We start from the raw sequence: 24,107 nt of genomic DNA on the forward strand, positions 1-24,107 counted from the left end.
TTTGCTATTCGTGCAGGAGACATCATGAGCGATTGCTCACACCCTGGGATGAAAGTGGTAACGTCAGATGAACTGGTTTAGAGGTCGAATTGGAACTAGTGCCAATCAGCCTGAGCAGGAGACTGACCGTACCCGCCCTTGGGACACCCATTTGTGCATTTCGCCGACTGCGAGACAGCACGCAAAGCAGGATCAATTAACGACATGGCGGGTGAACCAGCTTAACCCTAATCAAGGAGAAGCCTGATGCAAGTCACCCATGAGCGCTGCGCTGGAATTGATGTTCACAAAAAGACGGTCGTGGTCTGTTGCTTAAGTTTGGATATGAATGGGAAACCGCAGCGCGAAACCCGCACCTACGGTACGACCATCCGCGAGTTGTTAAATCTGTGCGACTGGCTATCGAGTAGCGAGATCACGCACATTGCCATGGAAAGTACAGGGGAATATTGGAAACCCGTGTACAACGTATTGGAGAGCAGCTTTGAGGTGATAGTCGTGAACTCGCATCACTTCAAGCAAGTACCTGGACGCAAAACCGATGTCAAAGATGCCGAGTGGTTAGCCGAGCTACTGAGCTATGGACTCGTCCGTGGCAGTTTTATTCCACCCCTGCCCCAACGTGATTTGCGCGACTTGACCCGCCAGCGCACGACGCTGATTCGCGAACGCGCGAGTGTCATCAATCGCCTGCAAAAAGTGTTGGAATGGGCAAATCTGAAGCTGGCATCGGTGGTCAGTGACATCGGGGGAGTCTCGTCGCGCGCCATACTCAAAGCACTGGTGGCAGGAGTTGAAGACCCAGAAGCCCTCGCTGAACTTGCCAGAGGACGCATGCGATCCAAGCAAGCCGAACTGATTGCAGCGCTCTCGGGTCGAGTGCGGGACCATCATCGGTTCTTGATCCAAATGCATCTCGACCATCTAGAGTTTCTCGACCGCCAGCTCAAACCGTTTGACGCGCGAATCGAGCAGTTGATTGAGCAGCACATGCCTCCGGTCGAAGTCCTCGTTCCGGCGGCTGAATCCAAGCCTCAGACAGATTCTTCCTCTGACCTGCCGTTGGCGTGGCAGCAAGCGATGCCGTTGCTCGACAGCATTCCGGGAATCGCCCGTCACAGTGCTCAACTGCTGCTGGCAGAAATCGGGAGTGATATGCGACGCTTTCCCAGCGCCGCGCATCTGTGTAAGTGGGCTGGGGTTTGTCCGGGCAATCATGAGAGTGCGGGCAAACAATACTCTGGCAAAACTCCACCCGCAAATCGCTGGTTGCGAAGCATCTTGGTACAAATGGCAAATGCTGCTGTGCGCTGCAAAGCCTCCCATTTTGCTACGGTCTATCGCCGACTTGCGTCCCGTCGGGGACACAAACGCGCCATTGTTGCCGTCGCCCACCGCCTGTTGATTGCGGTCTATCACATCCTCAAACAACACCAACCCTACCGCGACTACCGCACTACCGATTCGGGGCAACGCACCCAACACCAACTGCTCCAAACCTTGCAGCACCGGATAGAGCGGTTGGGATATCAGGTTCAATTAACGCCCCTTACCGCCCCTCAACCACCGAGCTAGTCCTCTATTTTCAAAGCAGGTCTATGGTATGGAATGAACTCCCTACTCCTAGGGAAACCAATTGAATGGGGTAGTGCCCTAAAGGTAATGATGCCTGCAATGAAGACTGAACAGACGTTGCAGGCATACAGCTAGCAGTTTTACGCCTTAAGTCTATAGGCTGATTTTGAGTCGAAAGTGCGCCAGCCTGAGCCATAGTCAGTGTTCTCGCTTCCATATTGCGCGGGAACTTCGACCCCTTGCGGCAAGTGATGATCCATAGATTCAAGACTGGCAGGGGCTTTCAGCTATCATCACATCTTTAGGACTACCGGATTTTTTACCTTGTTTTTTGCTTTGCTCTATTGCAGATGTTGGGTGAAAAAGGATGTGAGCTTGTCAAAGGGGATCAGGTTCACCCGATCGTACAAATCAACGTGTCCTGCATTTGGAATCCGGACGATCGCCTTCGGCTCGACCGCGCGGTTGTAGGCGTCCTCGCTGAACTCCCGGGAGTGGGCGTCGGTGCCGGTGACAAAAAGCAGCGGCCGAGATCTCCTCGATCCTTTCCAGCGGGTAATAGTTCATAAACCGCACGACGCTGGTCAGCGTCGGCTTTGTTGTCCGCTCCGGAGACGAGCCTGGCGGGGTAAATTCACCCCGGGGAGTTCGGTAGAAGTCGAAGAACTCGCGCTGCACCGGGTCGGTGCTCGCCGTCAGTTCATTTGTCGTGCCACCCGCGTAGGTGGTCTCGCCGCCCGTGAACTCCACGTAACGCTGCGCCGCCGCTGCCGCGATCATCTGCTGCCTTTGCTCGGCAGTCACCGACTTCCTAAGCCCGTTGCGAGCCGCCGCTCCCATGTCGTATAGCACTACGAAATCTTATGAGGACGTATAGTTAAGATTGCAAAGAATATCAATGACCTTTTATGCCAGCCCCCTACAGTGACGACCTTCGTCAGAAAGCAATTGCAGCAGTCAAACGAGGAGACCGTAAAACCGAAGTCAGCCGGATGTTAAATATCAGCCGCAATACCTTAGACCAGTGGCTCAAACGAGAAGCCCAAACCGGGAAGTGTGGAGCCATACGCAACTATCAGCAGGGGTGTAGACATAAAATCACCGATTGGCAACGGTTTAGGGAGTTTGTGCAAGAGCATGGCGGCAAGACCCAAGGGCAAATGGCAACTTTATGGGGAGAGGGTGTGACGCAACAAAACATCAGTGATGCGTTGCAAAAGCTGGGAATCAGTCGAAAAAAAAGACGTACGGGTATCAAGAGCGAGATGAGCTTAAGCGCCAAGAGTTTCAAGCGCGATTGAAGACCAAGACAGCGGCTCAGATGGTTTATGTCGACGAAGCAGGCGTTGATAATCGAGACGAGTATCCCTATGGCTACTGCGAGATTGGACACCGCTTTCATGCCCTCAAGTCGGGCAAACGCACCGAGAGAGTCAGTTGGATTGCGGCACTTAAACAGGGGAAGCTTTTTGCACCGCTGACGTTTATCGGCTCGTGTAACCGGGATTTGTTTGAGGTGTGGTTAGAGGAGTGTCTATTACCGCAACTGCAGCCAGGAGATGTCATCGTCATCGATAATGCTAGTTTTCACCATTCTCAAAGCATTGAGGACAGGGTAGCAGCGGCTGACTGTGAGCTTTGGTATCTGCCTGCCTACTCTCCTGACTTCAATCAGATTGAGCATTGGTGGTTTGTGCTTAAGAATTGGATGAGGCAACGGTGGGATGAGTTTGATAGCTTTCGTGAGTGTGTCGATGCTGCGTTCAATCAGTGTTCCAACATTCATGCGTAGCGCTATATCGGTGCAAATATTCAAGTAGAAAGTCACTCTAACCGTACTTGTTTTGTGGTCGAGATCTAAGCGTGAAAATCTAAGCACTTGTTAAAAAACAACTGTATTAGGGATTGCGACAGGATACGTGTAAAAACCTGCAAGATTGTCCTCAAATGCCCATTTCTTCGCTAGCTTTTAGTGCTAAAATCACGAAAATTTAGAAATGCTGAAATTACTTCAAGGCAGAGCTTTCAAGCTTATATTGCAGAATTTTGCATGTATCCTGTCGCCCGACAACTGCTGAAGCTTGAGTGATTTTGCCATCCCGCAGTAAAGTCATATTGAACTAAAAGTCATATTGAACTAGCAGTCTCCCTCGCAGCTGAGCGCAGCTGCTCCACATCACGCACTGGCGGAGCGCCAAAGAGCCGCTTGTACACTCCCGATTGAAGTGCGAGGCATCGTCATAGCCCACTTGGTAAGCCGCACTGGTCGCATCCAGGTTTCGCCCCAGCATCAGACGGCGAGCCTCCTGGAGTCGCAGTTGCTTCTGAAACTGCAACGGACTCATGGCAGTGACCGACTTGAAGTGATGGTGGAAGCCTGAAACACTCATGCCAAGCTCTCGTGCAATATTTTCAATGCGAAGCGGCTGGTTAAAGTCTTTCCGCAGTCGATCAACTGCTCTGGCAATGTGGTGGGTGTAACCCCCGAGAATGGCAATCTGACGCAGCCGATTCCCTTGCTCTCCCATCAAGAGTCATAGGATAATGCCCCCTTTCATCATGTAGGGTTGATTCATTCTAGCCAGAGGGAAAGTCCAGCATGGGCAATAACTGATTCAAGTCATTGCTGAAGCGGTCGATGGCAGCCGTAATCGAGTGATGCCCTGCTCGACGAAATAAGGTAATTACTAGATTGCGAATGAACGCCATCAAGGTAGCAGCAGGTTTCGCTGCAATCGAGCTTTGGTCTTCGCCGAGCACGACATCTTTGACCCAATGCAGCGGATTCTCAATCCCCCAATGCGACCGAATGCGGGCTTGCAAGGCATCTGCCTGCTGCGACCAACTGGTGATGTAGTATCGACGCTCATAGTACGGTTCTCCCTGGCGCTTGCCCAGGCGGATCACCTCCACTCCTTGTTGAGCACCGCTCCAAAGGTGCTTCAGACTATCTGGCAAGGGAAAAACCGCAGCAATTCGGGTCGTTTGACGGTCCCGCGTCTGTTCGGCATCAAGATGAATACTGAACACCGTATCCCTCTGAGCCAGGTCTTGTAATTGCTGATAAAGCGTTTTCTGATTCGCTTTCACACTAATCACGTAATCATTTCCTTGGCTGTGAATTAATTCCACGGGTTTTTTTGAGTGTGCAATGCGTCCAAACTCACCGTTACCCCAGATAACTGCAAATGTTCCAGCAGTTCATAGACCGCCTTAATCTCGCTCTGATGCTGATTTTCAAAGACGGCTTGTCCCACCACCAGTCCCTGTTCTAACTGAAACACTGACACGACATTGACAAAGTTTTGCTGTGCCGTGTCAGTGTCGGTGATACCAATTTAAATGATGTTAATGACAGATAGTGCATTGAGGATAAAGGGGTAGCCTGTAAGGGAAGCAATCACTTGAGGGGTTAGCTGGGCTAAGAGTTGATCAACCTTGGCTTGCAGTTGGTCAAGCGTTTTGAACGAAACCCACTTGAGATCTGCCTTGAGATGTTCCCATAGCCTCTCAATTGGATTTAACTCGAGGCAGTAAGGCGGTTGGAACACCAAAATAATGTTCTCTGGCACAATTAAGTTTTTGCCTTTGTAGAACCGTCCGTTATCCACTTGCAGCAAGTTGAGACTATCAGGGTAAGCCTTGGAGAATTCATCCAAGAACCTTTGGTAGCACGCGGTATCGACATGGGAGAACTGCCAGAAAAAGGATTCTCCTGTGGCAGGTTCCACAGCACCGTATAGCCAGAATGCTTTGAATATCCATTGCCACGCCCCGATGGGTTTAACCCCAACTAGCAAGTGAATTTAGCGTTTCCAAAGGGTGTCATTTATCACCAGCGAGAACACTCTCTTTTCTACCAAAAGGTAACAGTCTCTGCGATCGCTCCTACTACAGCGGCGATCGCCCTATAGCCTTATAAATGTTGTAGAGATTGCTGAGGGTCAATCGCAAGACTGATGCTCCTCAACCCCCAAAAGCCATTTTGTCAGCGCGGTAGGCATTGCGTTGATCGCCAACACATGTTTCACTGCTCCCAAGGCGATCGCCTCTTTTGGCATACCAAACACGATGCTGCTCTGCTCATCTTGAGCAATGGTGATGCCGCCTGCCAGCGCAACATCCTGCATGCCACTGGCACCGTCTCGACCCATACCAGTCAGTAAAATGCCGATTAGCCGACTGCCATACTGTCGAGCCGCCGATCGCAGCATCACCGTTACAGACGGACAGTGACCATCCACCGAAGCCGATGCTGTGCAAAGAAACTGCCCCTGACGACCAAACTCTAGATGCGATCGTTCGGGTGCAAAGTAAATGACTCCGGGTAAGGGTATCGCTCCCGCCTGAGCGATTTTAATGGGCAGACGACATTCTGCTGCCAGCCAGTTGACCAATCCTTGTAAAAAGCCCTCGCTGATGTGTTGTACACAAAAAACGGGCACCGCCAAGTTATCGGGCAATTGCGTGAGAAGGGTGTGAAGTGCCTGCGGTCCGCCTGTAGAAGCTCCAATGGCGATCGCCTTGATCGCAGGCGAAGGCGACTGAGAGAACACTATTGGTGTGTGGATGCCTTCCAGTGGTTTGCTTACTTGCTTTGTCGATGGTGTAAGAGAAGTTGATTCTTGCCTTGCAGCAGTTGTTTTTGGAGTGTAGCGTGTGAAAACTTTGACCCCAGCAAGCACTTTGATTTTGTTGATCAGCACGTGTCGAAACGACTCATAATCCTGGTCACTGTTGACTTTAAGTTTAGGAAAGATATCCACTGCGCCTGCTTCTAAAAGACGAAAAACATTATGTTCATTCTCCTTAGGATGCACCGATGTGCTGATCACCAAAATGGGACGGGGAAACTGGCTCATTACCCGTTGCGTGAATTCCAGACCGTCCATCACGGGCATGTGGTAATCCACACAAATAACATCTGGTTGCAAGGCTGGTAGTCGCTCCAGCGCTTCCTGCCCATTGCAGGCTGTGCCAACAACTTCAATATCCGCAGCTGTCGCCAATAACCGCTTTAAAACCGTTAAGACAACGAGAGAATCTTCAACTAACAAAACGCGGATAGGGTGAGTCATGAGTCTTTGTTACTGCTGATTCATAGCGATTGATCGCTGTTTACAGATTATGGATTACACCAATCGTTTCAAGGTTTCAATCAGCACCGTTTGATCAAAACTACCTTTCGGAATGTAGGCATTGGCACCCGCTTCGGCGCCTCGCCGTTTGTCTTCATCACTGGCTAAAGACGTGACAAGAATGATCGGTAATTCGCTGTATTCTCTGTGCTGTCGCACTTTGGTAGTCAGTGCTAACCCATCGAGATTGGGCATCTGCACGTCAGACACGATCGCATCAAAGGTACGAGTCGGCAGCTTGCTCAATGCATCTAAGCCATCCACAGCCGTGACAATTTCATAGCCTGCACTTTCGAGAATACGTTTTTCCTGCGTCCGAATGGCGATTGAGTCTTCTACAAGCAGCACGACCTGTTTGATAGTGGTGGTTGGCACTGCACTGTGAGCAGGCGCGACGCTGGTGCTCTTTTGCACAGACTTGATCAAATCCTGTGGGTTTAGCACCATACACACCTCGCCTGTACCCAAGATAGTGGCACCAAAAACGTTTCGTACCCGTTGCAGCAATTTGCTTTGCGGTTTTAACACCACATCTTGCTCGTCTAAGAGTGCATCGATCAAAAGCCCCAATCGTTCTTCACCGATTTTAAGAATGATGCAGGGGAAAGAGTGAGCAGGCGTAGATTGAGGCGGCGTGGAGGAAAAATGTTTGAGTTCCAGTAAATGGGCGAGTTTAACGATCGAAACAGGCTGCTGATCCAGCCGGATCGCGTTACGTCCCTCGATCGTAAAAATCTCATCTGGCTGTACAAGCAGCGAGGTTTCCACAAATTCAACCGGAATGGCATAGGTAATGCCATCAACCACTACTAACAGCACATGAGCCGTTGCTAACGTTGTCCGCAACTGGATTTGAAAGGTAGAGCCAATATTATGATTTGACTCTACCTGAATTGTCCCTTTGAGGCGATCGACATTGGTTTTCACAACGTCCAAGCCAACGCCACGCCCAGAGACTTCGGTAATGAGGGAACGGGTCGAAAAACCGGGTGCAAAGATCAGCGCTTGTATCTGGCGATCGCTCATCTTTGCCAGGTCTTCTGCACGGCAAATGCCCCGCTGCAAAGCGGTATGTTTGATGGTGTCAAGCATCAACCCACGACCATCATCAGCCACTTCAATCACGATATTGGTGGCAGTTTGATAGCCGCGCAAGGCGATCGTTGCGGTGCGTGGTTTACCTAGATGTTCTCGTTCAGCAGGCGACTCAATGCCGTGGTCGATCGCGTTTCGCAGCAAATGCATTAATGGATCTTTCATTTCTTCGAGAATGCGTTTGTCGGCGCGGGTGTCTCCGCCTTCGATGACTAATTCAATTGCCTTGCCTTGTTGCCGTGCCAGGTCGCGCACCATGCGAGAGAACTGTTGAAACAGAGACGATAGCGGCAAAAGGCAGAGAGAGCGAATATCCTCTTCCAGGTCTGTGGCAACGCTTTCAAGACGAGAACTGTCTTCATAGGAAGCCTGTTGCAACTGCTTGAGCATCTGCCCGACCTGCTCCAGTCGCTGTTGATGGCGCTGGTAGTAGCTCTGGGTTTGAGTAAACTGCCTGCTGCCTGCACCCCGCTCCAGATCTCGAAAGGCTGTACGGTGGTTAAACGTATCGCGGCTCCAGTCTTCCCATACGCTCAGCAAGGCTTCAATATCAACCAGGCGACGATTGATCCGAGTTTTAGTCACGGTTAACTCACCTGCCTGCGTCATCAGCGTGTCGAGTTTTGCCGTTTCTACCCGAATGGTATCAATGCGGTAGGTGGGTAGGTGAGGCTGTGGGAGGGCGGGAGCATAGGCAGGAGAAGAAAACTGATAAGGTATCGCTTCCAAGTTCTGTGCCAATGTGTCCCTGTGCCCGTTAGATCCGTTGATGGTTGCCGCGTCTACTGCCGTTTCCAGCTCTATTGCTCCTGTGGGTTCTTCTGCGTTTTTGCCATTACTCCCATTTTCGATCGCCTGCTCTTGTTCTTTAGGCGCACCCATCAGATATGCCATGACCGACAGCAGGTTGACACCTGCCGCTGTTCCCGTTACGGCTTCCTGTACAAGTTGACGGATAGCATCTAAACCGTGACAAAGGCGATCGCTCAATTCTGCAGAAAATGGTGTGTCTCCCCGCTTCACAGTGCCTAAAAGGTCTTCAAACTGATGTGCCAGGGTGCCAACCTCTTTGATGCCCAACATATTGGCATCACCCTTAAGGGAGTGAATTTCTCGCAGCAGATTTTCAAGCGTGGCGCTATCATCGGGATATTTTTCAAGATGCAGTAGATTGGCTTCGATCTGCTGCAAATGCTCTTCGCCGGTGACTTTAAAGACTTCCCGAAGCTCATCATCGTCAATAAACATAGATTGAAACTTCCTTAAACGATCGCCTTTAGATTCAATGCAGCATCATTCAATTTCTGCGTGCCAACTTTGGTTTGAGTAATGCCTAATGCTGTTTGGACGGCTCCTTGATTGAGAGCATTCATGGCTTCACCCACCTGTTGAATGGCGAGCGCCTGTTGTTTAGCCGTTAACGAAATTTGCTGGCTGGTCAAGGAAATGTTATTGACTGCCGAAACGATCGTCTCCACCATTTTGCTACCCTCATCCGTCACCATCACGGTCGAATTTGTAGCATTTTTAATATCAACAACGAGTACGTTAATCCGCTCTGCCGACTTCTTACTTTGGTCAGCTAGTTTGCGAATTTCAGCAGCAACAACACCAAAGCCTTTGCCATGTTCACCTGCTCTCACTGCTTCGACAGCGGCATTGAGAGCCAGCATATTGGTCTGATTTGCCAGATCGCTCACCAACGTTGAGATGATGCCAATCTGACCCGTTTGTTCACTTAAGCGCAGCATTTGTTCAGCAATATCGCCCACTTTCTGACGCAAACTGGAACCACTACTTAGATTGTCTTGACCTTTACCATCCACCAGGATCATGATCTGCTGGGCACTTACTGCTGCGGTTTCTGCCTGTTCAGTAGACTGGCGGGATGAGGCTCCCAGTTCATCCATAGTGGTGGTGGTTTGGCTCACGGCTGCTGTTTGCTCTTGGGCAGTGTGCTCTTGTTGAGCAACAGTGGCAGCAATTTCTGTTGAAGAGCTAACAATCGTACTGGCTACTTGACTTAGCGGTCGTACAACTTTGTTTGTAATGAACAGCAGCAACAATCCTCCCAAGCTAATTACTACCAGAGTAGTACTGATTGAAACCCACGTTGAAAATTGTTCAATTCGCTTTGCTTCTTCCCCACGCTCCGTTAAAAGTTGATCCTCCACATTGCTCATTTCATCAACCTTGCTACGGATGTCATCCATGTATTTCTTGCCTTTTTCTGAGAGCACTAACTCTCGCAACTCTCTCTCCTGTCCTTTTCTTTTCAAGACAATGGTCTGGGCTAATTCATCCTGCTTGAGCTGAGATAGCTCTTCCACTTGATTCAATCGTTGAATTTGCTGAGGATTATCACTGATCAGCTTTTTTAACTCTAAAAAATGAGTTTTTAGACTTTCTTTTGACTGCTTATAGGGTTCCAGAAAACTCTCTTTATTGGTAAAAATAAATCCTCTTTGTCCAGTTTCTGCATCAGCAAGGTCTTTTTCTAATGCCTTTAAGTTTGCTTTGACTTCATGGGTATGCGTTACCCAGCCAATAGATTCCACTAAGCCATTCATGCTAATTTTAGAAACAGCACCAATGCCAATTATCATGACGATAATTGTTCCAAAACCAGCTTGGGTAGCCTTGTTAAGTTTAAGGCTGCGTCTCATTTGTTGGGTGTTCATAGTTGTTATTCCTGGAAATTGGATTTGCCAGCATTGATGAAGAGAGTGAACCGTTTGGCATAATTAAAGCAACCTAGATCGAATGAGTTGTAGATCGATGAATTAGGAGCCATGCTGCATAGACACCAAGATGATTTCATCTTTATCTTGAGTTAAAGTGCCCTAAACGATCGCCTTTAGATTCAACGCAGCATCATTCAGTTTTTGTGTGCCAACTTTGGTTTGAGTAATGCCTGCTGCTGTTTGTAGAGCGTTCTGATTGAGCGCATTCATGGCGTTACCCACCTGTTGAATGGCGATCGCCTGCTGTTTGGCCGTCAACGAAATTTGCTGACTGGTCAGAGCAATATCGTTCACTGCCGTGACGATCGTCTCCACCGTTTTGCTACCCTCATCCGTCACCATCACAGTCGAGTTCGTAGCATTTTTGATGTCAACAACCAGCGCGTTGATGCGTTCCGCCGACTTCTTGCTTTGGTCAGCCAGTTTGCGAATTTCAGCCGCAACAACGCCAAAGCCTTTGCCATGTTCGCCCGCTCTCACTGCTTCAACAGCGGCATTGAGTGCCAACATATTGGTCTGATTCGCCAGGTCACTCACTAATGTCGAGATAATGCCAATCTGCCCCGTTTGCTCACTTAGGTGCAGAATTTGCTCAGTGATCTGCCCCACCTTCTCACGCAAGCTAGACCCATTGCTGCCGCTGTAACCTGTTTGTACCATGTGCCCATCAACGAGGGTTAGCACCTGCTTCGCACCATTGGCAGCGGTTTCTGCTTGTTCTGCTGATTGCCGCGAGGACGCACTCAGTTCATCCATCGTGGTCGTGGTTTGATTGACAGAGACAGCCTGTTGTGACGCGATACGCTCTTGTTGCTCAACCGTGACTGCAATTTCTGTAGACGAGGTCACAATGGCATTGACGATCGACGCAATTTTGGCTCCTAGTGGTTTAGCAATAGTTTTGCTGAAGTAGATACCAAAGATGATTGCTGTCGTGGGACCAACAATCATGCCGAAGACAACCCAAAAAGAAATGCGCGAGACATCCTGAACCGCTAGAGTTTGAGCGTTTGTGGCGATATCACCGTTGAGGTCCACAAGCTGGCGCAACTTAGCTTCTGCCGTAGTAAAAGCAACACGCACATGACTATATGAGAAATTGTTGAGCGTGCTCAGTTCTTTAGTAGAAAGCCCACCAACTTGAGCAGTTTGGTACAGCAGCAGAAACTCTTTGTGGTCTTGCTTCCATTCTTCCCAAGCCGATTGAAATTCTTTATAAAGCTCAGACTCTTCTTGTGTCTGAGGAGTGGTTTCATATTCTTTAAAGCCTTCATCAATTCGTTGCCAAGCCCGACTGATTCGAGTCAACTCACGGCTTTTATCATCCTGACTCACAATTGGATTTGCCACCGCCCGTTCCGCAGATTGAATTTGGGTGTGCCCTTCGTCTATTTTCGACAAGGCACGAATGCTTGGTACACTGTCTTTGCTCAGTAGATGGATGTGCTGGCTCAATTGAGAACTACCATTCCACCCTACAAGGGCTACACCTAGAACAATGGAACCCATAAACATAAACGAACCGATTAACCGATTCTGAAGAGTCATGCTCTTAAACATAGGTCTTATCTCCATCATTAGCTCGGCAATTATTACAATCTTTCCCAAACACTTCCTTGTCTCCCAATACTGGAGCAAGAAAGAAGAAAACTTATTAATACCCTGGTGCAAAATCTGAGCAAAGACACAAGCATTTTGGGTAATAGTTTGCTTAATTGAATTTGCAAGTTCAGATGACGGAGCGAAACGGTTGCCGCGATCAAAAAGCGTAGACTGTAAAGAGTCGGCTATAAACTGTAAAACGATGACGTGTAAGCCACGTTGAATGAGCGCTGAGGCGATACTGCATTCATTGCCTGGAGGCGAAAATGCTTTAAACGATCGCCTTTAGATTCAGCGCAGCCTCGTTCAGTTTTTGCGTGCCGACCTTGGTTTGATTAATGCCTAATGCTGTTTGCACTGCGCTTTGATTGAGGGCATTCATCGCGTCACCGACTTGTTGAATGGCGATCGCTTGCTGTTTGGCAGTCAACGAAATTTGTTGACTGGTCAACGCAATCTCATTCACCGCCGTGACGATCGTCTCCACCGTTTTGCTGCCTTCATCTGTCACCATCACGGTCGAATTTGTAGCATTTTTAATATCAACAACCAGCGCATTAATGCGCTCCGCCGATTTTTTGCTTTGGTCAGCCAGTTTGCGAATTTCAGCGGCAACAACGCCAAAACCTTTCCCATGTTCGCCCGCTCTCACCGCTTCAACGGCAGCATTGAGTGCCAGCATATTAGTCTGATTTGCCAGATCGCTTACCAGAGTCGAGATGATGCCAATTTGACCCGTTTGCTCACTCAAGTGCAGAATTTGATCGGTGATCTGCCCCACCTTCTCACGCAAACTTGAACCATTGCTGCCGCTGTAACCCGCTTGTAATGTATGTCCATCAACCAGGCTCAACACTTGTTTAGCGCCATTTGCAGCGGTTTCTGCTTGCTCTGCCGATTGCCGCGAGGAAGCACTCAGCTCATCCATCGTCGTCGTCGTTTGGTTAACTGCTGCCGCCTGTTGCGTGGTAGTTCGTTCGTGTTGCTCCACCGTAACCGCAATTTCAGTCGAAGAGGTGCTAATGGCATTCACTGCCTGCGTAATCGTACGAGCCACGCTAGAGGAAATCACAAGTGCGATGCAAGTTGCAAGAATGATTAAGAGAATCGAACCAAGGATCAGAGCCGTTAATAAAGTATTCATTGCTGCTCTGGCTTGATCGGTCTCCTTAACCAATAGCTTTTGTTCAACCTCTTCCATAGCCAGAGTGACCTCATCAATTTCCTTTACAACCTTAGGAAGCTGACTGTTCTTAAACAGAGCGATCGCTTCTGCTTTTTTCCCTTGACGAATCAACCGAATCATAAAATCGGAACCTTTAGTCTCATCATTACCCTGGTCATAAATGATGCTCAGTTCCAGTACGCGCTTCAGGCGTTCTTTTTGTTCTGGTAAAACAATCAGTGGTTCAGTCTCTTTAGCAAGCGCTCGCACTGTTTTCAGGCTATCTGCATACTCTTGAAGAAACTCTGGCTTTTCAGCAGCCAAATAGCCTCGGAAACTACGCACCATTACATTGGCACCGACGTCAATGGCATAAAAATTTGAAATTACCGTTTGAACTCGCGCGACATCTTGAAATGTCTGTGAAACCTGGCTGGCAGTGGAATAAACCAGACCAGAAATGCCTAGAAAAATGACTGTAGGGATGGCATACCCGATCAGCATTTTGCTTTTTAGTTTGAGATTAGCAAACATCAATAGACTCCTTTATTCTGTAGACTTTGTTCTGTGGTCTTTGTTCTATGCGTGTTCATTTACAACCAGTTCTCCCTGAGTCAGAAGCCTGGGTAAATCTAAAAGGGTCATCATTTTATTAGCGTAGGCAGCCATGCCGTTTGAGTAAGTTTGACTCTCCACTCGTGCAGCAGCAGGTAGTGGCTGAATGGTGGATGGATGAATGTAAATGACATCCAAAACTTCATCAACTGTGATACCAGCAATGATGTCTTCAACCATGACTACGATCGCCTTCTTAGTATCTGCCTGAGCAGTGTTGAGAATATGATGCAGCGATAATAAGGTGATAATTTCACCGCGCAGGTTCAGATTGCCAATGATGTAATCGGGACAGCAAGGAATGGGAGTAACGTGGCTGACATCCGTGAACTCGCGCATGACGGTTGTCTCAATCCCAAAATATTCCTCCCCGATTTTTAACACTGCAAACGACAATAACCCTGCCAGCTCTTGAGTCTCCGATCGCTGGCTCAAACTACGAGCGCGATCGTGCAAGATGATCTGCTCTTCTGGGGAAACGTGCGAACCAGTGGTTGGCGTAGCGCGAGCGACCTGCTGCAACGAAGCTGATGCACCATTCTCGACTAAAGTCGTCGGTAGTGTTAATGACTGAAACAGACTTTCAACTCGGAGCAATGTAATGAGGTCGTCATCAATTCTGGCAATACCTGAGATGAATGGTGCTACATCTTTGGTTGCTTCGTAAGTAATTTCTGTACTAATGCAAGCCCAATCAATCGTTTTCACATCATGCACTTGATGGACGATCATGCCTATCAATGCATCTTGATGTTCGAGAAAGATAATGCGATCGCTCAACTGGTAGGCACTGGGTTGATATCCAAAATGCAAATCCAGATCCATGATCGGCACAATGCGTTCGCGCAGGTTAATGATGCCCACAATGTCTACTGTTGCTGAAACCAAAGGCATGAGTTCGGGCAAAAGCACAATCTCTCGTACGTGTAGGGTCTCTACGCCGTACATCAAGCCATGCAAGCTAAATAATAAATAGGACTGATTCTCCATCCCAACTCCAGTTGAACGCAATACCGGAAAGTTGCGTTCAGCAGTTGAGTGAAAGGAACCCTTAGTTGCCCAGCCTGAAAACTCAGCGCTTTGCTTAAGCTATTATTCGCTATGTCCCTGACTCTAAAAAACTGCTTTTAGCGTTAATTCCTGACGCTAGTGTTCCCGCAGAGGCGACGCTTATCCGTTGTCAACTCAGCGTTTGCTTACAAATCGTTACTCCCTGAGATAGAGATAGTTGAGTCTAAAGGACTAATGCGTCTGAGGCGGTTTGCTGCATTAACCCTAGCGCAGATGAATGCATTTTTCTCGCTCTACTTGTATCTCCTTCTTGCGTATAAAGAGAGCTTAATTCTAAGTAAGCTGTAATAGATGCAGGATCTAAATAGATAATTTGCTTCAACAGTTTTTTGGCTTGATCCAGATGACCCTGCTCACGAGCAAGATGAGCGAGTAAATAGTAGGGCGAAAGGGCGAAGGCATTGATGGCGATCGCTTTTTCACAGTAAGGCTTTGCCTGATCGTATTCTCCTAACCCAGCATAGGATTGAGCAATTAAATGATGCAATTCAAACGAGGGTGGAGTCTGAGCGATCGCTCGTTGAGCAATCTGAATAGCGTTGCCATAATCCCCCTTGCAAAAGCATTTTTCGGCTTCGGACAGGGTGGCTGTGAGCTGCTGCGGTGGGGACGAGGGCACGATCTCGCAGTCAGATTGGGAATGGGTAATGCCAAAATCTAGTACTTGAGTGCTCGGCTGAGTCTTTACTAACTTACTGCGATCGATATTAGCAGACTGATTTTTATTAGCAGATTGATTTTTGGCTAAAGTTGAGTCAAAACGTTGATAAACGAATGATTCAGGGAAATTTTTGGTTTGAAAGTACTCCACTGTCTGCCCATGTAGTTCAGCATGACCTGTCATCAAATAGCCATCTAAACTGAGTGCCGTATTTAGCTTCTTCAGCACTTTTGCAATGACTTCAGGAGTGAAATAAATAAAAACGTTGCGGCAGATAATTAAATCAAAATTGCTGAGATTAAGCTGAGAATCTAGATAATGATCGGTTACCAGATTGCCTGGATAAAAAGTTACTAGCTTGCAGATCTGCTCGTCTAGTTTCCACCCGTCTCCATAAGCGCGAAAGTATTTTGCCTGTATGCCTTCATCCACAGTGCGAAAAGACCAGGAGCTGTAAAGACCTTTTCTGGCTTGGTCAATCGAGTCAGCATTGAGATCTGTTCCTAAAATTAAAAGATCCCAGTTCACTAGATCCGGAATTAATTGATGCACCAGTATCGCTAATGAGTAAGCTTCTTCTCCAGTCGAACAACCCGCGCTCCAGAGTCGGAGGGTGGGTTTAGTGTTGTAGGTCGCAGCATAACGCGATCGCTCACGGATGAGTTCGGGTAATAGTTGCTGCTGTAATAACCGAAACTGCCCGCGATCGCGAAAGAAATAGCTTTCCCCAGTTGTAAGCAATTGAATGAGCTGTTGCCATTCCTGATTGAGTTGAATTGAAGCCGTTTTATCTAAATCTAAACAGCTAACTAAATACTGATAATACTGTTCGGGTGATGTCAGTTTAAGCGCTCGCATTCGCAATTGAATCTTCTGCCAGAGGAGGCTCAGGTCTTGCCCCCGAACATGCAAACCCGTGTAGCCTTCAATCATTTCTGTAAACTGTTGGGTAATCACGCGCGTATAACCGAAAAATATACTTTCTAACTACTTTTTTTCTCACTTAGTGCGGCAAAGCATGAGTGCTAATGAGCTTTCTCATCACTTGACGCAGTTGTTCGGCATCAAAAGGCTTTGTTAGATAGTCTGTTGCGCCCGCTATCCGACCTTGCACTTTATCAAAGGCACGATCGCGCCCTGTCACCATTATGATTGGTAGATCCTGAAACTTAGGAATGCTCCGAATGGTACGGCAAAAGTCCAAACCATCGATTTCAGGCATGGAAATATCGAGCAATAAAACAGAGATTTCCTCCTGATTAATCATCGATAGCGCATCGATCGCACTCTGACACAGCAACACCTGATAGTCATCAGATAAGGCTCGTTTGATTAACTCTTGAACAGTAGGACTGTCATCGACTGATAAAACTTTGGGACGTACTTGTACATCGATACACATGAGTCTAATTCCTTACTCTAAGTTCTTTAATTCATTATTTGGTAGGCGTTGTCGGCAGCTGGATTGGAATCTGTAGCAAAAACTCCGTTCCCTGGCCTATCGCTGATGAACAGCTCAAACTGCCCCTATGTTTCTCAACGACAATCTGATAGCTGATGGATAAACCCAACCCTGTACCTTTGCCAACAGGCTTTGTTGTAAAGAAGGGATTAAACAGTTTTTGTTTAGTATCGTCACTGATGCCAGTGCCATTGTCTCGAATGTGAATAGCAACTTGGGGTGTGCAGGTTATTTGCTCCTCATTTGAAGCATCGAAATCAGGACAGTGAATGACCTCAGTTTGAATTGTAATCATGGGATCGGCGCAATCATCCACAGCGTCGATCGCATTACTCAAAATATTCATAAAAACCTGATTGAGCTGTCCCGCATAGCATTCCACTGCGGGCAATTCGCTATACACTCGGTTAATCCGAATCGGGCGACCTTTGCTCGTTGCTTTCAATCGGCTTTGCAGAATCAGCAGGGTGTTCCCAAGACCTTCGTGAATATTGACGGGTTTAACGTCTGCCTCATCTAGGCGAGAGAAGTTTCGTAACGACAGCACAATTTGACGAATTCGATCTGACCCCATTTCCATTGAAGCCAGCAGTTTCGGCAGATCTTCAACAAGAAACTGAAAATCAATCTCATTCGCCTTTGCTTGAATGCTGCTTTCTGGTGTTGGATAATATTCTTGATAAAGCTTCAGAAGCTCCATCAAATCGCGAATGTAGCCTGAGATATAAGTAATGTTGCCGCTGATGAAATTAACAGGGTTGTTGATCTCGTGAGCCACGCCTGCAACGAGTTGACCGAGGCTCGACATCTTCTCGTGCTGGATTAACTGTGCCTGAGTCTGTTGTAGCTTTCGCATCGCCTCAACTAAATATTCAGCTTGGGTTTGAGCTGCCAGAGCCGTCGCCCGTGAACGAGACAGGAGTTCTGCTTGGTCAAGGGCGATCGCCAACTGCTCAGTGACGGTTTGCAGCAGATTGACTTCACGGTCTGTCCACGTCCGGGGGCCATGACCATCGCTACAAACAACGGCTCCAAGTTGCCCTGACTGGGTTTTGAGCGGCAGTAATAAGGCTGAAGTAATTCCCAGCCGCATCAATTCAACTTGAGCCTCCGGTGCCAGTGCCGTGGTGGTAAGAACATTGTCAATTTGCTCTCGCGTCTGATTGGAGATGGTTGTGGTTAAAAAGGCCCCATATTGACCAGAGAAATCGTCTAGCAGACTTGGCAAGGCTGGCGTTTTCGCTTCATGGGTCATCGTAGAAATGAGGTGATCGCCGTCAGATATACACCACAAAAAATGACAGCGATCAACGTGCAGTAACTTGCGAATTTCGTCCACTGCGGTTTGCAGAATGGTGTTGAGGTCTAGAGAATTGCGGAGCTGATTCGCTAAGTTCAGCAGGATCAACTCTTGCTGGCTAAAAAATTCCTGTTCAACAAATTGCTGCTTTAACTGCTGAATCTCGATCTTTGTTTGCTGGAGTTTGAGCGTCTGCCGCTCTAGCTCTAGTTGCGCCATCACCTGATGACTTAAGGTTTCTAACCGTCTAAGTTGCTTCTGGCTCAGGTCACGGGGTTCATAATCGATCACACACAAGGTGCCCAGCGCAAAACCTTCTGGTGTGAGCAGTGGCATCCCGGCATAAAACCGGATTTTGGGATCTTGGGTAACTAACGGATTATGGGCAAATCGTTCATCTGCCAGAGCATCCTTCACAATAAAGACTTCTGCCTGCTGAATGGCATGAGCGCAAAACGCTACACTGCGTGGAGTTTCGGTAATTGCTACCCCCACTCTCGACTTGAACCACTGTCGATCGGCATCCACCAGACTGATAAGCGCGATCGGTACCTCGCAGATCTCGGCAGCTAAAGCAGTTAACTCATCAAGAGATGGTGCTGGTGGCTTATCTATCACCCCATACTGATAGAGTGCATTCAGTCGGGCAGTCTCAGCACTCAGTTGCAGGTTTTCAATGACACCCTGTGGCTCTAAAAAAGCTGCTGGACTCAGCCAGTTGCCTTGCTGCGGCTTCAAAATTGTGTCAGTGCATAGTGTCGCCGGTAGAAGCAAATCTGATTCCGATGCGTCTCCGTTCATCGCCCCGCCTTACCTTATGGAAGTCTTCTCTGAGCTAAGCTCAACGCCATCGGTTTTACCACCAAGGTTTTACTGACTTTACTCACTATGTTTTTAATCTAGTCATGGTAGTTCAGTAACTTACCTAGCTGGCGATCGCTCTAAACATCTTCCCTGCATGCATTTCCCAACAAAAGAAGCTTATTAAGAAAAGATAACTTAGGAGGTTTCTGAGAAAAAAGATACCAATTAAGCAGGTCGGATGAAAATGTCCCATTTAGGCAAAAGTGGATTCCGTTCTAATAGACCTCTTGCGTGAATGTATGTAAGCAGCTAGAACTAGGTCAAGGAGGAGGATATTATGACCTACGAGCAACTTAGCCAACTTAAACCCGGAGCTTTCACGCCCTGTACAATGTTGCAAACAATCTTTATCAGAGTCAGGCACAGGTGAAAGGGGTTCGACTCTGAAGACGACATTGACCTGATCTTTGTCAATTTCTACCCGCTTGACCAAGGTGCGAATAATGTCCCGGCGCTGTTGCCAATCCAACTGTTCTAATCCAGTTTTTACTTGAGTGGCAAAGTCTTTTAATCGGCCAATGATCAGCCGAAGCTCTTGTTGGCGGGTCATTTCTGAGGTTGCTTGCGCGATCTGAGTTTCTAAGGCGGCGATCCGGACTCGCATCTGAGTGATGCGCGGCTCAAACTCAGCTTTGTGAATCACCCCCTCAGCATAACTATCAATCAGGCGCTCCAGTCCGCGTCGCAGTTTGGTCAATTGCGTTTCCAATGCGGTAAGGTGTTGTCCCTGTTTGGGCGCTTGTGCTCGACGGGTATACTCCTGAGTCAGTCGCTGCGGATTCTCTAGTAACGCCTGCACCTGCTGCCATACTGCCATTTCCAGCAAATCAGTGCGGACTTGCAAATTGCTGCAAATGCGATCTCCGCCAAAGCGATAAGCATCGGTGCCAATACAGCGGTAGTAAGCATACTCTCGAACCTTGCCTTTCGCCGCTTTGTGACTGACAGGTTTACCGTAATAAGCGTAGCCACACTGCTGACAAACTAAGAGTCCTTGCAGGAGATATTTTGCGCCTCTTTGACTTTGGCGGGCGCGTTGGCGATTCTCCTGCAACTGTTGTTGCACGGCTTCAAGTCAATCAACGCGGGCACCGGAATCAAAATCCACTGCTGCGGGTCTTTGTCGTAGATCGAATAATCTTGACGAGGAAAGGGCGACTGTCTACGACCTGGGCGTAAGCGCGGTCGCTTTGTCCCGATCGCGTGCCTTTATAGGCTGGATTGTTCAGCATTCCCCAGATGGTGGAACGATCCCAGACAGGCTTACCCTTGGGTGAGGGAATGTCCGCTTGCTGGAGGCGGCGACAGGCTTCGCCAATCGTTGCCTGTTCTCGCCCTATCCAATCGAAAATTTGGCGCACGACTGGTGCCTGTTCAGGATGGACTTCATAACGCGCTTGCCCATTGCCTTGTTGGGTATCAATGTAGTGATAGCCATAAGGCGCACCGGATAGCGGATTGACAGAACCTGAACGAGCAGCATGGCGCTTCCCACGGCGGCTTCGTTCTAGGATTTTGGCTCGTTCATATTCCGCCACCATGCCTTGAACTTGCAGTAACAGGTCATCCTCGGGAGAGTCGCCTAAAGCCCGATTGAGAAACACAATTTCCACCCCAGCTCGTTGCAGTTCATCCAGGAGCAAGACTTGATAGGCATATTTGCGAGCCAAGCGATCTGGGGAATGAATGTAAAGTCGGTCGATGCTGCCTGTCGCTGCCAGATCACGCAGTTGTTCCAGAGCTGGACGCAAGAGTGTCGCACCACTATAACCTTCATCAATAAATTGCAAATCGGGTTGTAAGACACATCCATCAGCCGTGATCTTTTCCCGCAATATTGATAGTTGACTCTCAATCGTATGAGAGGACACTTGTTGTTCTGAAGAGACACGCGCATAGATCGCCACTTGAATATCATGACTGTTCATAATTCTCTTCTCCAATTCGTTTTTCTATAGCATTGATATCGATAACGGATGCTTGTTTTGGCATTGAAGCGACGCGCCGTACAGGGGGCAAAATCTGTTCATAAGCACTGGCAAGGTACTCAGGGGAGAGTCGGGAAACTTCAAAGCTAGCGCGAACCTCCAATATCCGTTTTCGCTTCGGGTTGGGCTGATTCATGGTGGCTTCCCTCAAAGTGAGAAGAAGGGGTTAAAGCCACTTTAGGAAAAATGCACATTCAAAAGTTTGGCTCCTCCACCAACGGGATACCAAGATATCTCGAAACCTATCATTTCAGTAGTTCTGGGAAGTTTGAGCTTAAATGAAATGCAAGGGGGCACCCTGAAAGCCATCTCCATAATCAGGGCGCAGTTTCTCTCTGGAAATCGAAATTAAAAACTTTAGGGAGGTGTTTGCAACATTGTACAGGGCGTGATCAAACGTCGATGTGGGGTTCACCTTGAAACGTTTGAGCAGATGGTAGCAATATTGCGTCCCGATCTTGACCGCAGGGGAAAACGGGGTGGACAGTGCAAATTAAGCGTAGAAGACCAATTGTTGGTCGTACTTGAATACTGGCGAGAATACCGGACACAGTTTCATATCGCCACCACGTGGGGGATGAGCGAGTCAGCCGTATGTCGATTGATTCAAAAGGTGGAAGGATTATTGACCAATTCAGACCAGTTTCGGCTACCCGGCAAAAAGCAACTCTACCAGAATGCCAGTACTTGGAGCGTAGTGGCAGTGGATGTGACTGAAAGCCCCATTGAGCGTCCCCAAAAAAACAGCGAGGCTACTACAGCGGCAAGAAAAAGCGGCATACCCTAAAAGCTCAAGTGGTAGTCAATCAAGCGACTGGACAGATTATCTGCACAGCCTTTGGCAAAGGGCGAGTCCATGACTTTCGCTTGTTCAAGCTCCATCGCCTGCCGATGCTGCCGGAGCAGTTGTGTTTAGCGGACAGAGGCTATCAGGGTATGGCAAAGCTACATCCCTGTAGTTGCACTCCAACCAAAAAGCCCCGTAAAGGCAAACTGAGCAAAGCCGAGCGTCAGCACAACCGCACTCTAGCCCGATTACGAGTGGTCGCTGAGCATGTGAATCGGAAGCTCAAGATTTTTCGGATTCTCGCTGAACGGTATCGAAATCGACGCAAGCGTTTCGGGTTGCGCTTCAACCTGATTGCGGCGATCATCAACTGTGAACTTTCGCTCTCTTCTTGATTCACGCAAGAGTTCTAATCTTCTCTCTATGACTCGCATCGCTGTTTTTGTGAGGAGATGCCTTTTTGATAGCCCTTCTGGTTCAAGTGAATGATGGGATGTAATCCTTTCCACGTCATACTCTGTGCCCATGTGTACAGTGACTTTTTAGGTAGTGCTACACACGTAATGATGCATTGTAGTGATGGATGAAATACCAGATGGCACCAATGTGATACCAAATTAAATTGGAGCCATTACAGATCAGATAAACTGAGCGATGTAGAGGTGAGAGTCTAACAATGGCTGGAGTAAGCGCAATCGCAATTAAAGAAAGTCTCGAGGAGCTAGGCACCCGTTTGCGAGCGGTTGAACAGCCGATACTCAAAGAGCGATTGCAAGTGTTGTACTGGCTCAAACAAGCGCACGCACCGAGTGTCAGTCAGATTGCGATTGCAATTGGCAGGCATCGGGGCACGGTGCAAAAATGGTTAGCCCTGTACCGAGCGCAAGGATTAGAAGCATTGCTGGTGGTTAAACCCACTCCAGGAGGAGGCAACCGGGTGATTCCAATGTGGGCGGAGGTTGCCTTAGCCAAGCGATTGCAGGAACCGAGCAATGGGTTTAGCAGCTATGGGAAGGTGCAGCAGTGGCTGTTAGAGAGTTTAGGGGTAGAAGCCGAGTATCATGCGGTCTACCAGATGACGCGCTATCGACTCAAAGCGAAACTCAAGGTCGCCCGTCCTCAAAACATCAAGCAGAACCGAGTCCAGCGAGAGGCATTTAAGCAAACCTCGCAGACGACCTCGACTTATTGAGTCAGTACTATCGGCAGGTGCGCCAGGATGAGCGACCGATTCGTTACTTCGCACAAGATGAGAGTCGCTTTGGACTTCACACGCTCATCGGACGATTAATTACGGCAGTTGGGGTTAAACCCATCGGGGCGTGGCAATGGATATTCAAAGCATTCTGGCTATACGGTGCTGTGGAACCTACCACAGGAGAGTCCTTTTTCTTGCAATTCTCCCATGTCGATACCGCATGCTACCAATGGTTCTTAGATGAGTTCTCCAAGGCTTACCCCGATAGTCTCAACATCCTGCAAGTGGATAACGGACGGTTCCACAAAGGCAAAGACCTTATTGTGCCAGAGAACATTATCTTGGTGTTTCAACCGCCTTACTGCCCAGAGTTAAATCCTATCGAGCGTTTATGGGAACATCTCAAGGCGGATCTCAAGTGGGCTGCGTTCAAAACGCTTGACCAACTGCAATCCAGGGTTGATCAACTCTTAGCCCAGCTAACCCCTCAAGTGATTGCTTCCCTTACAGGCTACCCCTTTATCCTCAATGCACTATCTGTCATTGACACCATTTAAATTGGTATGATTCTCCAACGATTTTGAAAAGGACAAGGTTTTTCGCACTAGCCGCGATACCCGCTGCCTCAACGTATTGTTGAAGCGCTCAATGTAGCTGGTTTTGCCCGTTTTTTTGCCCACGGCTCGATGGCGCTTGCTGGGTAGTAACCGCTCCATATGCTGTCCAACAGTCGGTATAGGCGAACGCGCATTGACGATAAACAGGCGGCAAGGAGTGCCACGGTTGGGGTGCTGCCGCTTCATCGCGTGCGCCAATGTAAACACCCACAATCTCACGAGTAT

At 48.4% G+C, this 24,107-nt stretch carries 23 protein-coding genes and 1 pseudogene; 6 read left to right on the forward strand and 18 right to left on the reverse strand.

Features of this window, described 5'->3' with window-relative positions:
- Nucleotides 1-67: 67 nt before the first annotated feature.
- Together JOY44_RS23875 and JOY44_RS23880 are read left to right on the forward strand one after the other, a co-directional pair.
- Nucleotides 68-247, forward strand: a complete 180-nt coding sequence (locus tag JOY44_RS23875) for a hypothetical protein (protein WP_171571961.1) — start codon at nt 68-70, stop codon at nt 245-247.
- A complete protein-coding gene (locus JOY44_RS23880; RefSeq protein ID WP_171571962.1) occupies nt 247-1,575 on the forward strand; it encodes an IS110 family transposase in 1,329 nt (442 codons plus the stop codon). The genes JOY44_RS23875 and JOY44_RS23880 overlap by 1 nt, the downstream gene beginning before the upstream one ends.
- A 411-nt stretch (nt 1,576-1,986) precedes the next feature.
- Here JOY44_RS23880 and JOY44_RS23885 read toward each other — a convergent pair whose 3' ends face one another.
- Nucleotides 1,987-2,379, reverse strand: a complete 393-nt coding sequence (locus JOY44_RS23885) for a hypothetical protein (RefSeq protein ID WP_197985718.1) — start codon at nt 2,377-2,379, stop codon at nt 1,987-1,989.
- Nucleotides 2,380-2,483: 104 nt separating this feature from the next.
- Between JOY44_RS23885 and JOY44_RS23890 the strand changes: the two genes are divergently transcribed.
- Nucleotides 2,484-3,367, forward strand: a protein-coding gene (locus tag JOY44_RS23890) for an IS630 family transposase (RefSeq protein WP_197985220.1) whose coding sequence is annotated in 2 segments (ribosomal slippage) — nt 2,484-2,810 and nt 2,813-3,367 — 882 coding nt in all. Because the reading frame shifts where the segments join, the coding sequence is not laid out codon by codon here.
- A gap of 328 nt (nt 3,368-3,695) precedes the next feature.
- Here the strand turns inward: JOY44_RS23890 and JOY44_RS23895 are convergent.
- From JOY44_RS23895 to JOY44_RS23970, 16 genes are all read right to left on the reverse strand, one after another.
- Nucleotides 3,696-4,103: a helix-turn-helix transcriptional regulator gene (locus JOY44_RS23895; RefSeq protein WP_197985719.1), complete on the reverse strand. Its 408-nt coding sequence runs from the start codon at nt 4,101-4,103 to the stop codon at nt 3,696-3,698.
- Nucleotides 4,104-4,152: 49 nt separating this feature from the next.
- On the reverse strand, nt 4,153-4,707 hold the full coding sequence (locus JOY44_RS23900) for an ISAs1 family transposase (protein ID WP_171574301.1): 555 nt from the start codon (nt 4,705-4,707) through the stop codon (nt 4,153-4,155).
- Nucleotides 4,698-4,859 carry a hypothetical protein gene (locus JOY44_RS23905; protein WP_203032108.1) on the reverse strand — a complete coding sequence of 54 codons (162 nt, stop codon included), beginning with the start codon at nt 4,857-4,859 and terminating at the stop codon, nt 4,698-4,700. Before JOY44_RS23905 ends, JOY44_RS23900 begins: the two co-directional genes overlap by 10 nt.
- Before the next feature lie 54 nt (nt 4,860-4,913).
- On the reverse strand, nt 4,914-5,375 hold the full coding sequence (locus tag JOY44_RS23910; RefSeq protein ID WP_171575850.1) for a transposase: 462 nt from the start codon (nt 5,373-5,375) through the stop codon (nt 4,914-4,916).
- Between the two features lie 144 nt (nt 5,376-5,519).
- Nucleotides 5,520-6,653, reverse strand: coding sequence for a chemotaxis-specific protein-glutamate methyltransferase CheB (cheB, locus tag JOY44_RS23915; RefSeq protein WP_171575851.1), 1,134 nt, complete (start codon nt 6,651-6,653; stop codon nt 5,520-5,522).
- A 54-nt stretch (nt 6,654-6,707) separates the two neighbouring features.
- The gene (locus JOY44_RS23920; protein WP_171575852.1) at nt 6,708-9,056 is read right to left on the reverse strand and encodes a hybrid sensor histidine kinase/response regulator; all 2,349 of its coding nucleotides are present in this window, start codon (nt 9,054-9,056) and stop codon (nt 6,708-6,710) included.
- Nucleotides 9,057-9,070: 14 nt separating this feature from the next.
- The gene (locus JOY44_RS23925; protein WP_197985720.1) at nt 9,071-10,489 is read right to left on the reverse strand and encodes a CHASE3 domain-containing protein; all 1,419 of its coding nucleotides are present in this window, start codon (nt 10,487-10,489) and stop codon (nt 9,071-9,073) included.
- Between the two features lie 162 nt (nt 10,490-10,651).
- On the reverse strand, nt 10,652-12,100 hold the full coding sequence (locus tag JOY44_RS23930) for a methyl-accepting chemotaxis protein (protein ID WP_197985721.1): 1,449 nt from the start codon (nt 12,098-12,100) through the stop codon (nt 10,652-10,654).
- A gap of 325 nt (nt 12,101-12,425) precedes the next feature.
- Nucleotides 12,426-13,853, reverse strand: coding sequence for a methyl-accepting chemotaxis protein (locus tag JOY44_RS23935; RefSeq protein WP_171575854.1), 1,428 nt, complete (start codon nt 13,851-13,853; stop codon nt 12,426-12,428).
- 45 nt (nt 13,854-13,898) lie between these two features.
- Nucleotides 13,899-14,924 carry a chemotaxis protein CheW gene (locus JOY44_RS23940; protein ID WP_171575855.1) on the reverse strand — a complete coding sequence of 342 codons (1,026 nt, stop codon included), beginning with the start codon at nt 14,922-14,924 and terminating at the stop codon, nt 13,899-13,901.
- 244 nt (nt 14,925-15,168) lie between these two features.
- On the reverse strand, nt 15,169-16,623 hold the full coding sequence (locus JOY44_RS23945) for a CheR family methyltransferase (protein ID WP_171575856.1): 1,455 nt from the start codon (nt 16,621-16,623) through the stop codon (nt 15,169-15,171).
- A 46-nt stretch (nt 16,624-16,669) separates the two neighbouring features.
- Complete coding sequence (locus tag JOY44_RS23950; RefSeq protein ID WP_171575857.1) at nt 16,670-17,068, reverse strand: response regulator; 399 nt, start codon at nt 17,066-17,068, stop codon at nt 16,670-16,672.
- A gap of 34 nt (nt 17,069-17,102) precedes the next feature.
- The gene (locus JOY44_RS23955) at nt 17,103-19,166 is read right to left on the reverse strand and encodes a GAF domain-containing protein (RefSeq protein WP_242541818.1); all 2,064 of its coding nucleotides are present in this window, start codon (nt 19,164-19,166) and stop codon (nt 17,103-17,105) included.
- A 319-nt stretch (nt 19,167-19,485) separates the two neighbouring features.
- The gene (locus JOY44_RS23960; RefSeq protein WP_171575859.1) at nt 19,486-20,358 is read right to left on the reverse strand and encodes a zinc ribbon domain-containing protein; all 873 of its coding nucleotides are present in this window, start codon (nt 20,356-20,358) and stop codon (nt 19,486-19,488) included.
- Nucleotides 20,359-20,389: 31 nt separating this feature from the next.
- Complete coding sequence (locus JOY44_RS23965) at nt 20,390-21,220, reverse strand: recombinase family protein (protein ID WP_197985722.1); 831 nt, start codon at nt 21,218-21,220, stop codon at nt 20,390-20,392.
- Nucleotides 21,207-21,416 carry a hypothetical protein gene (locus JOY44_RS23970; RefSeq protein WP_171573166.1) on the reverse strand — a complete coding sequence of 70 codons (210 nt, stop codon included), beginning with the start codon at nt 21,414-21,416 and terminating at the stop codon, nt 21,207-21,209. Before JOY44_RS23970 ends, JOY44_RS23965 begins: the two co-directional genes overlap by 14 nt.
- A gap of 240 nt (nt 21,417-21,656) precedes the next feature.
- Here JOY44_RS23970 and JOY44_RS23975 point away from each other — a divergent pair.
- The 3 genes from JOY44_RS23975 (at nt 21,657) to JOY44_RS23985 (ending at nt 23,822) form a co-directional block, all read left to right on the forward strand.
- Nucleotides 21,657-22,462 (forward strand): IS5 family transposase gene (locus JOY44_RS23975; RefSeq protein WP_415881133.1). Its coding sequence is split into 2 segments (ribosomal slippage): nt 21,657-22,017 and nt 22,017-22,462, totalling 807 coding nucleotides; the frame shifts between segments, so codons are not numbered across the junction.
- A gap of 281 nt (nt 22,463-22,743) precedes the next feature.
- Nucleotides 22,744-23,259 carry a helix-turn-helix domain-containing protein gene (locus JOY44_RS23980; RefSeq protein ID WP_171572405.1) on the forward strand — a complete coding sequence of 172 codons (516 nt, stop codon included), beginning with the start codon at nt 22,744-22,746 and terminating at the stop codon, nt 23,257-23,259.
- Complete coding sequence (locus tag JOY44_RS23985; protein WP_171572406.1) at nt 23,256-23,822, forward strand: IS630 family transposase; 567 nt, start codon at nt 23,256-23,258, stop codon at nt 23,820-23,822. The genes JOY44_RS23980 and JOY44_RS23985 overlap by 4 nt, the downstream gene beginning before the upstream one ends.
- Here JOY44_RS23985 and JOY44_RS23990 read toward each other — a convergent pair.
- Nucleotides 23,799-24,107, reverse strand: a pseudogene (locus JOY44_RS23990) (IS1 family transposase); the annotation flags it as partial. The gene JOY44_RS23985 and the pseudogene JOY44_RS23990 overlap by 24 nt on opposite strands.

The sequence above is a fragment of the Leptolyngbya sp. Cla-17 genome, from assembly GCF_016807185.1.
In the GTDB taxonomy this organism is placed as follows: domain Bacteria; phylum Cyanobacteriota; class Cyanobacteriia; order Leptolyngbyales; family Leptolyngbyaceae; genus ULC077BIN1.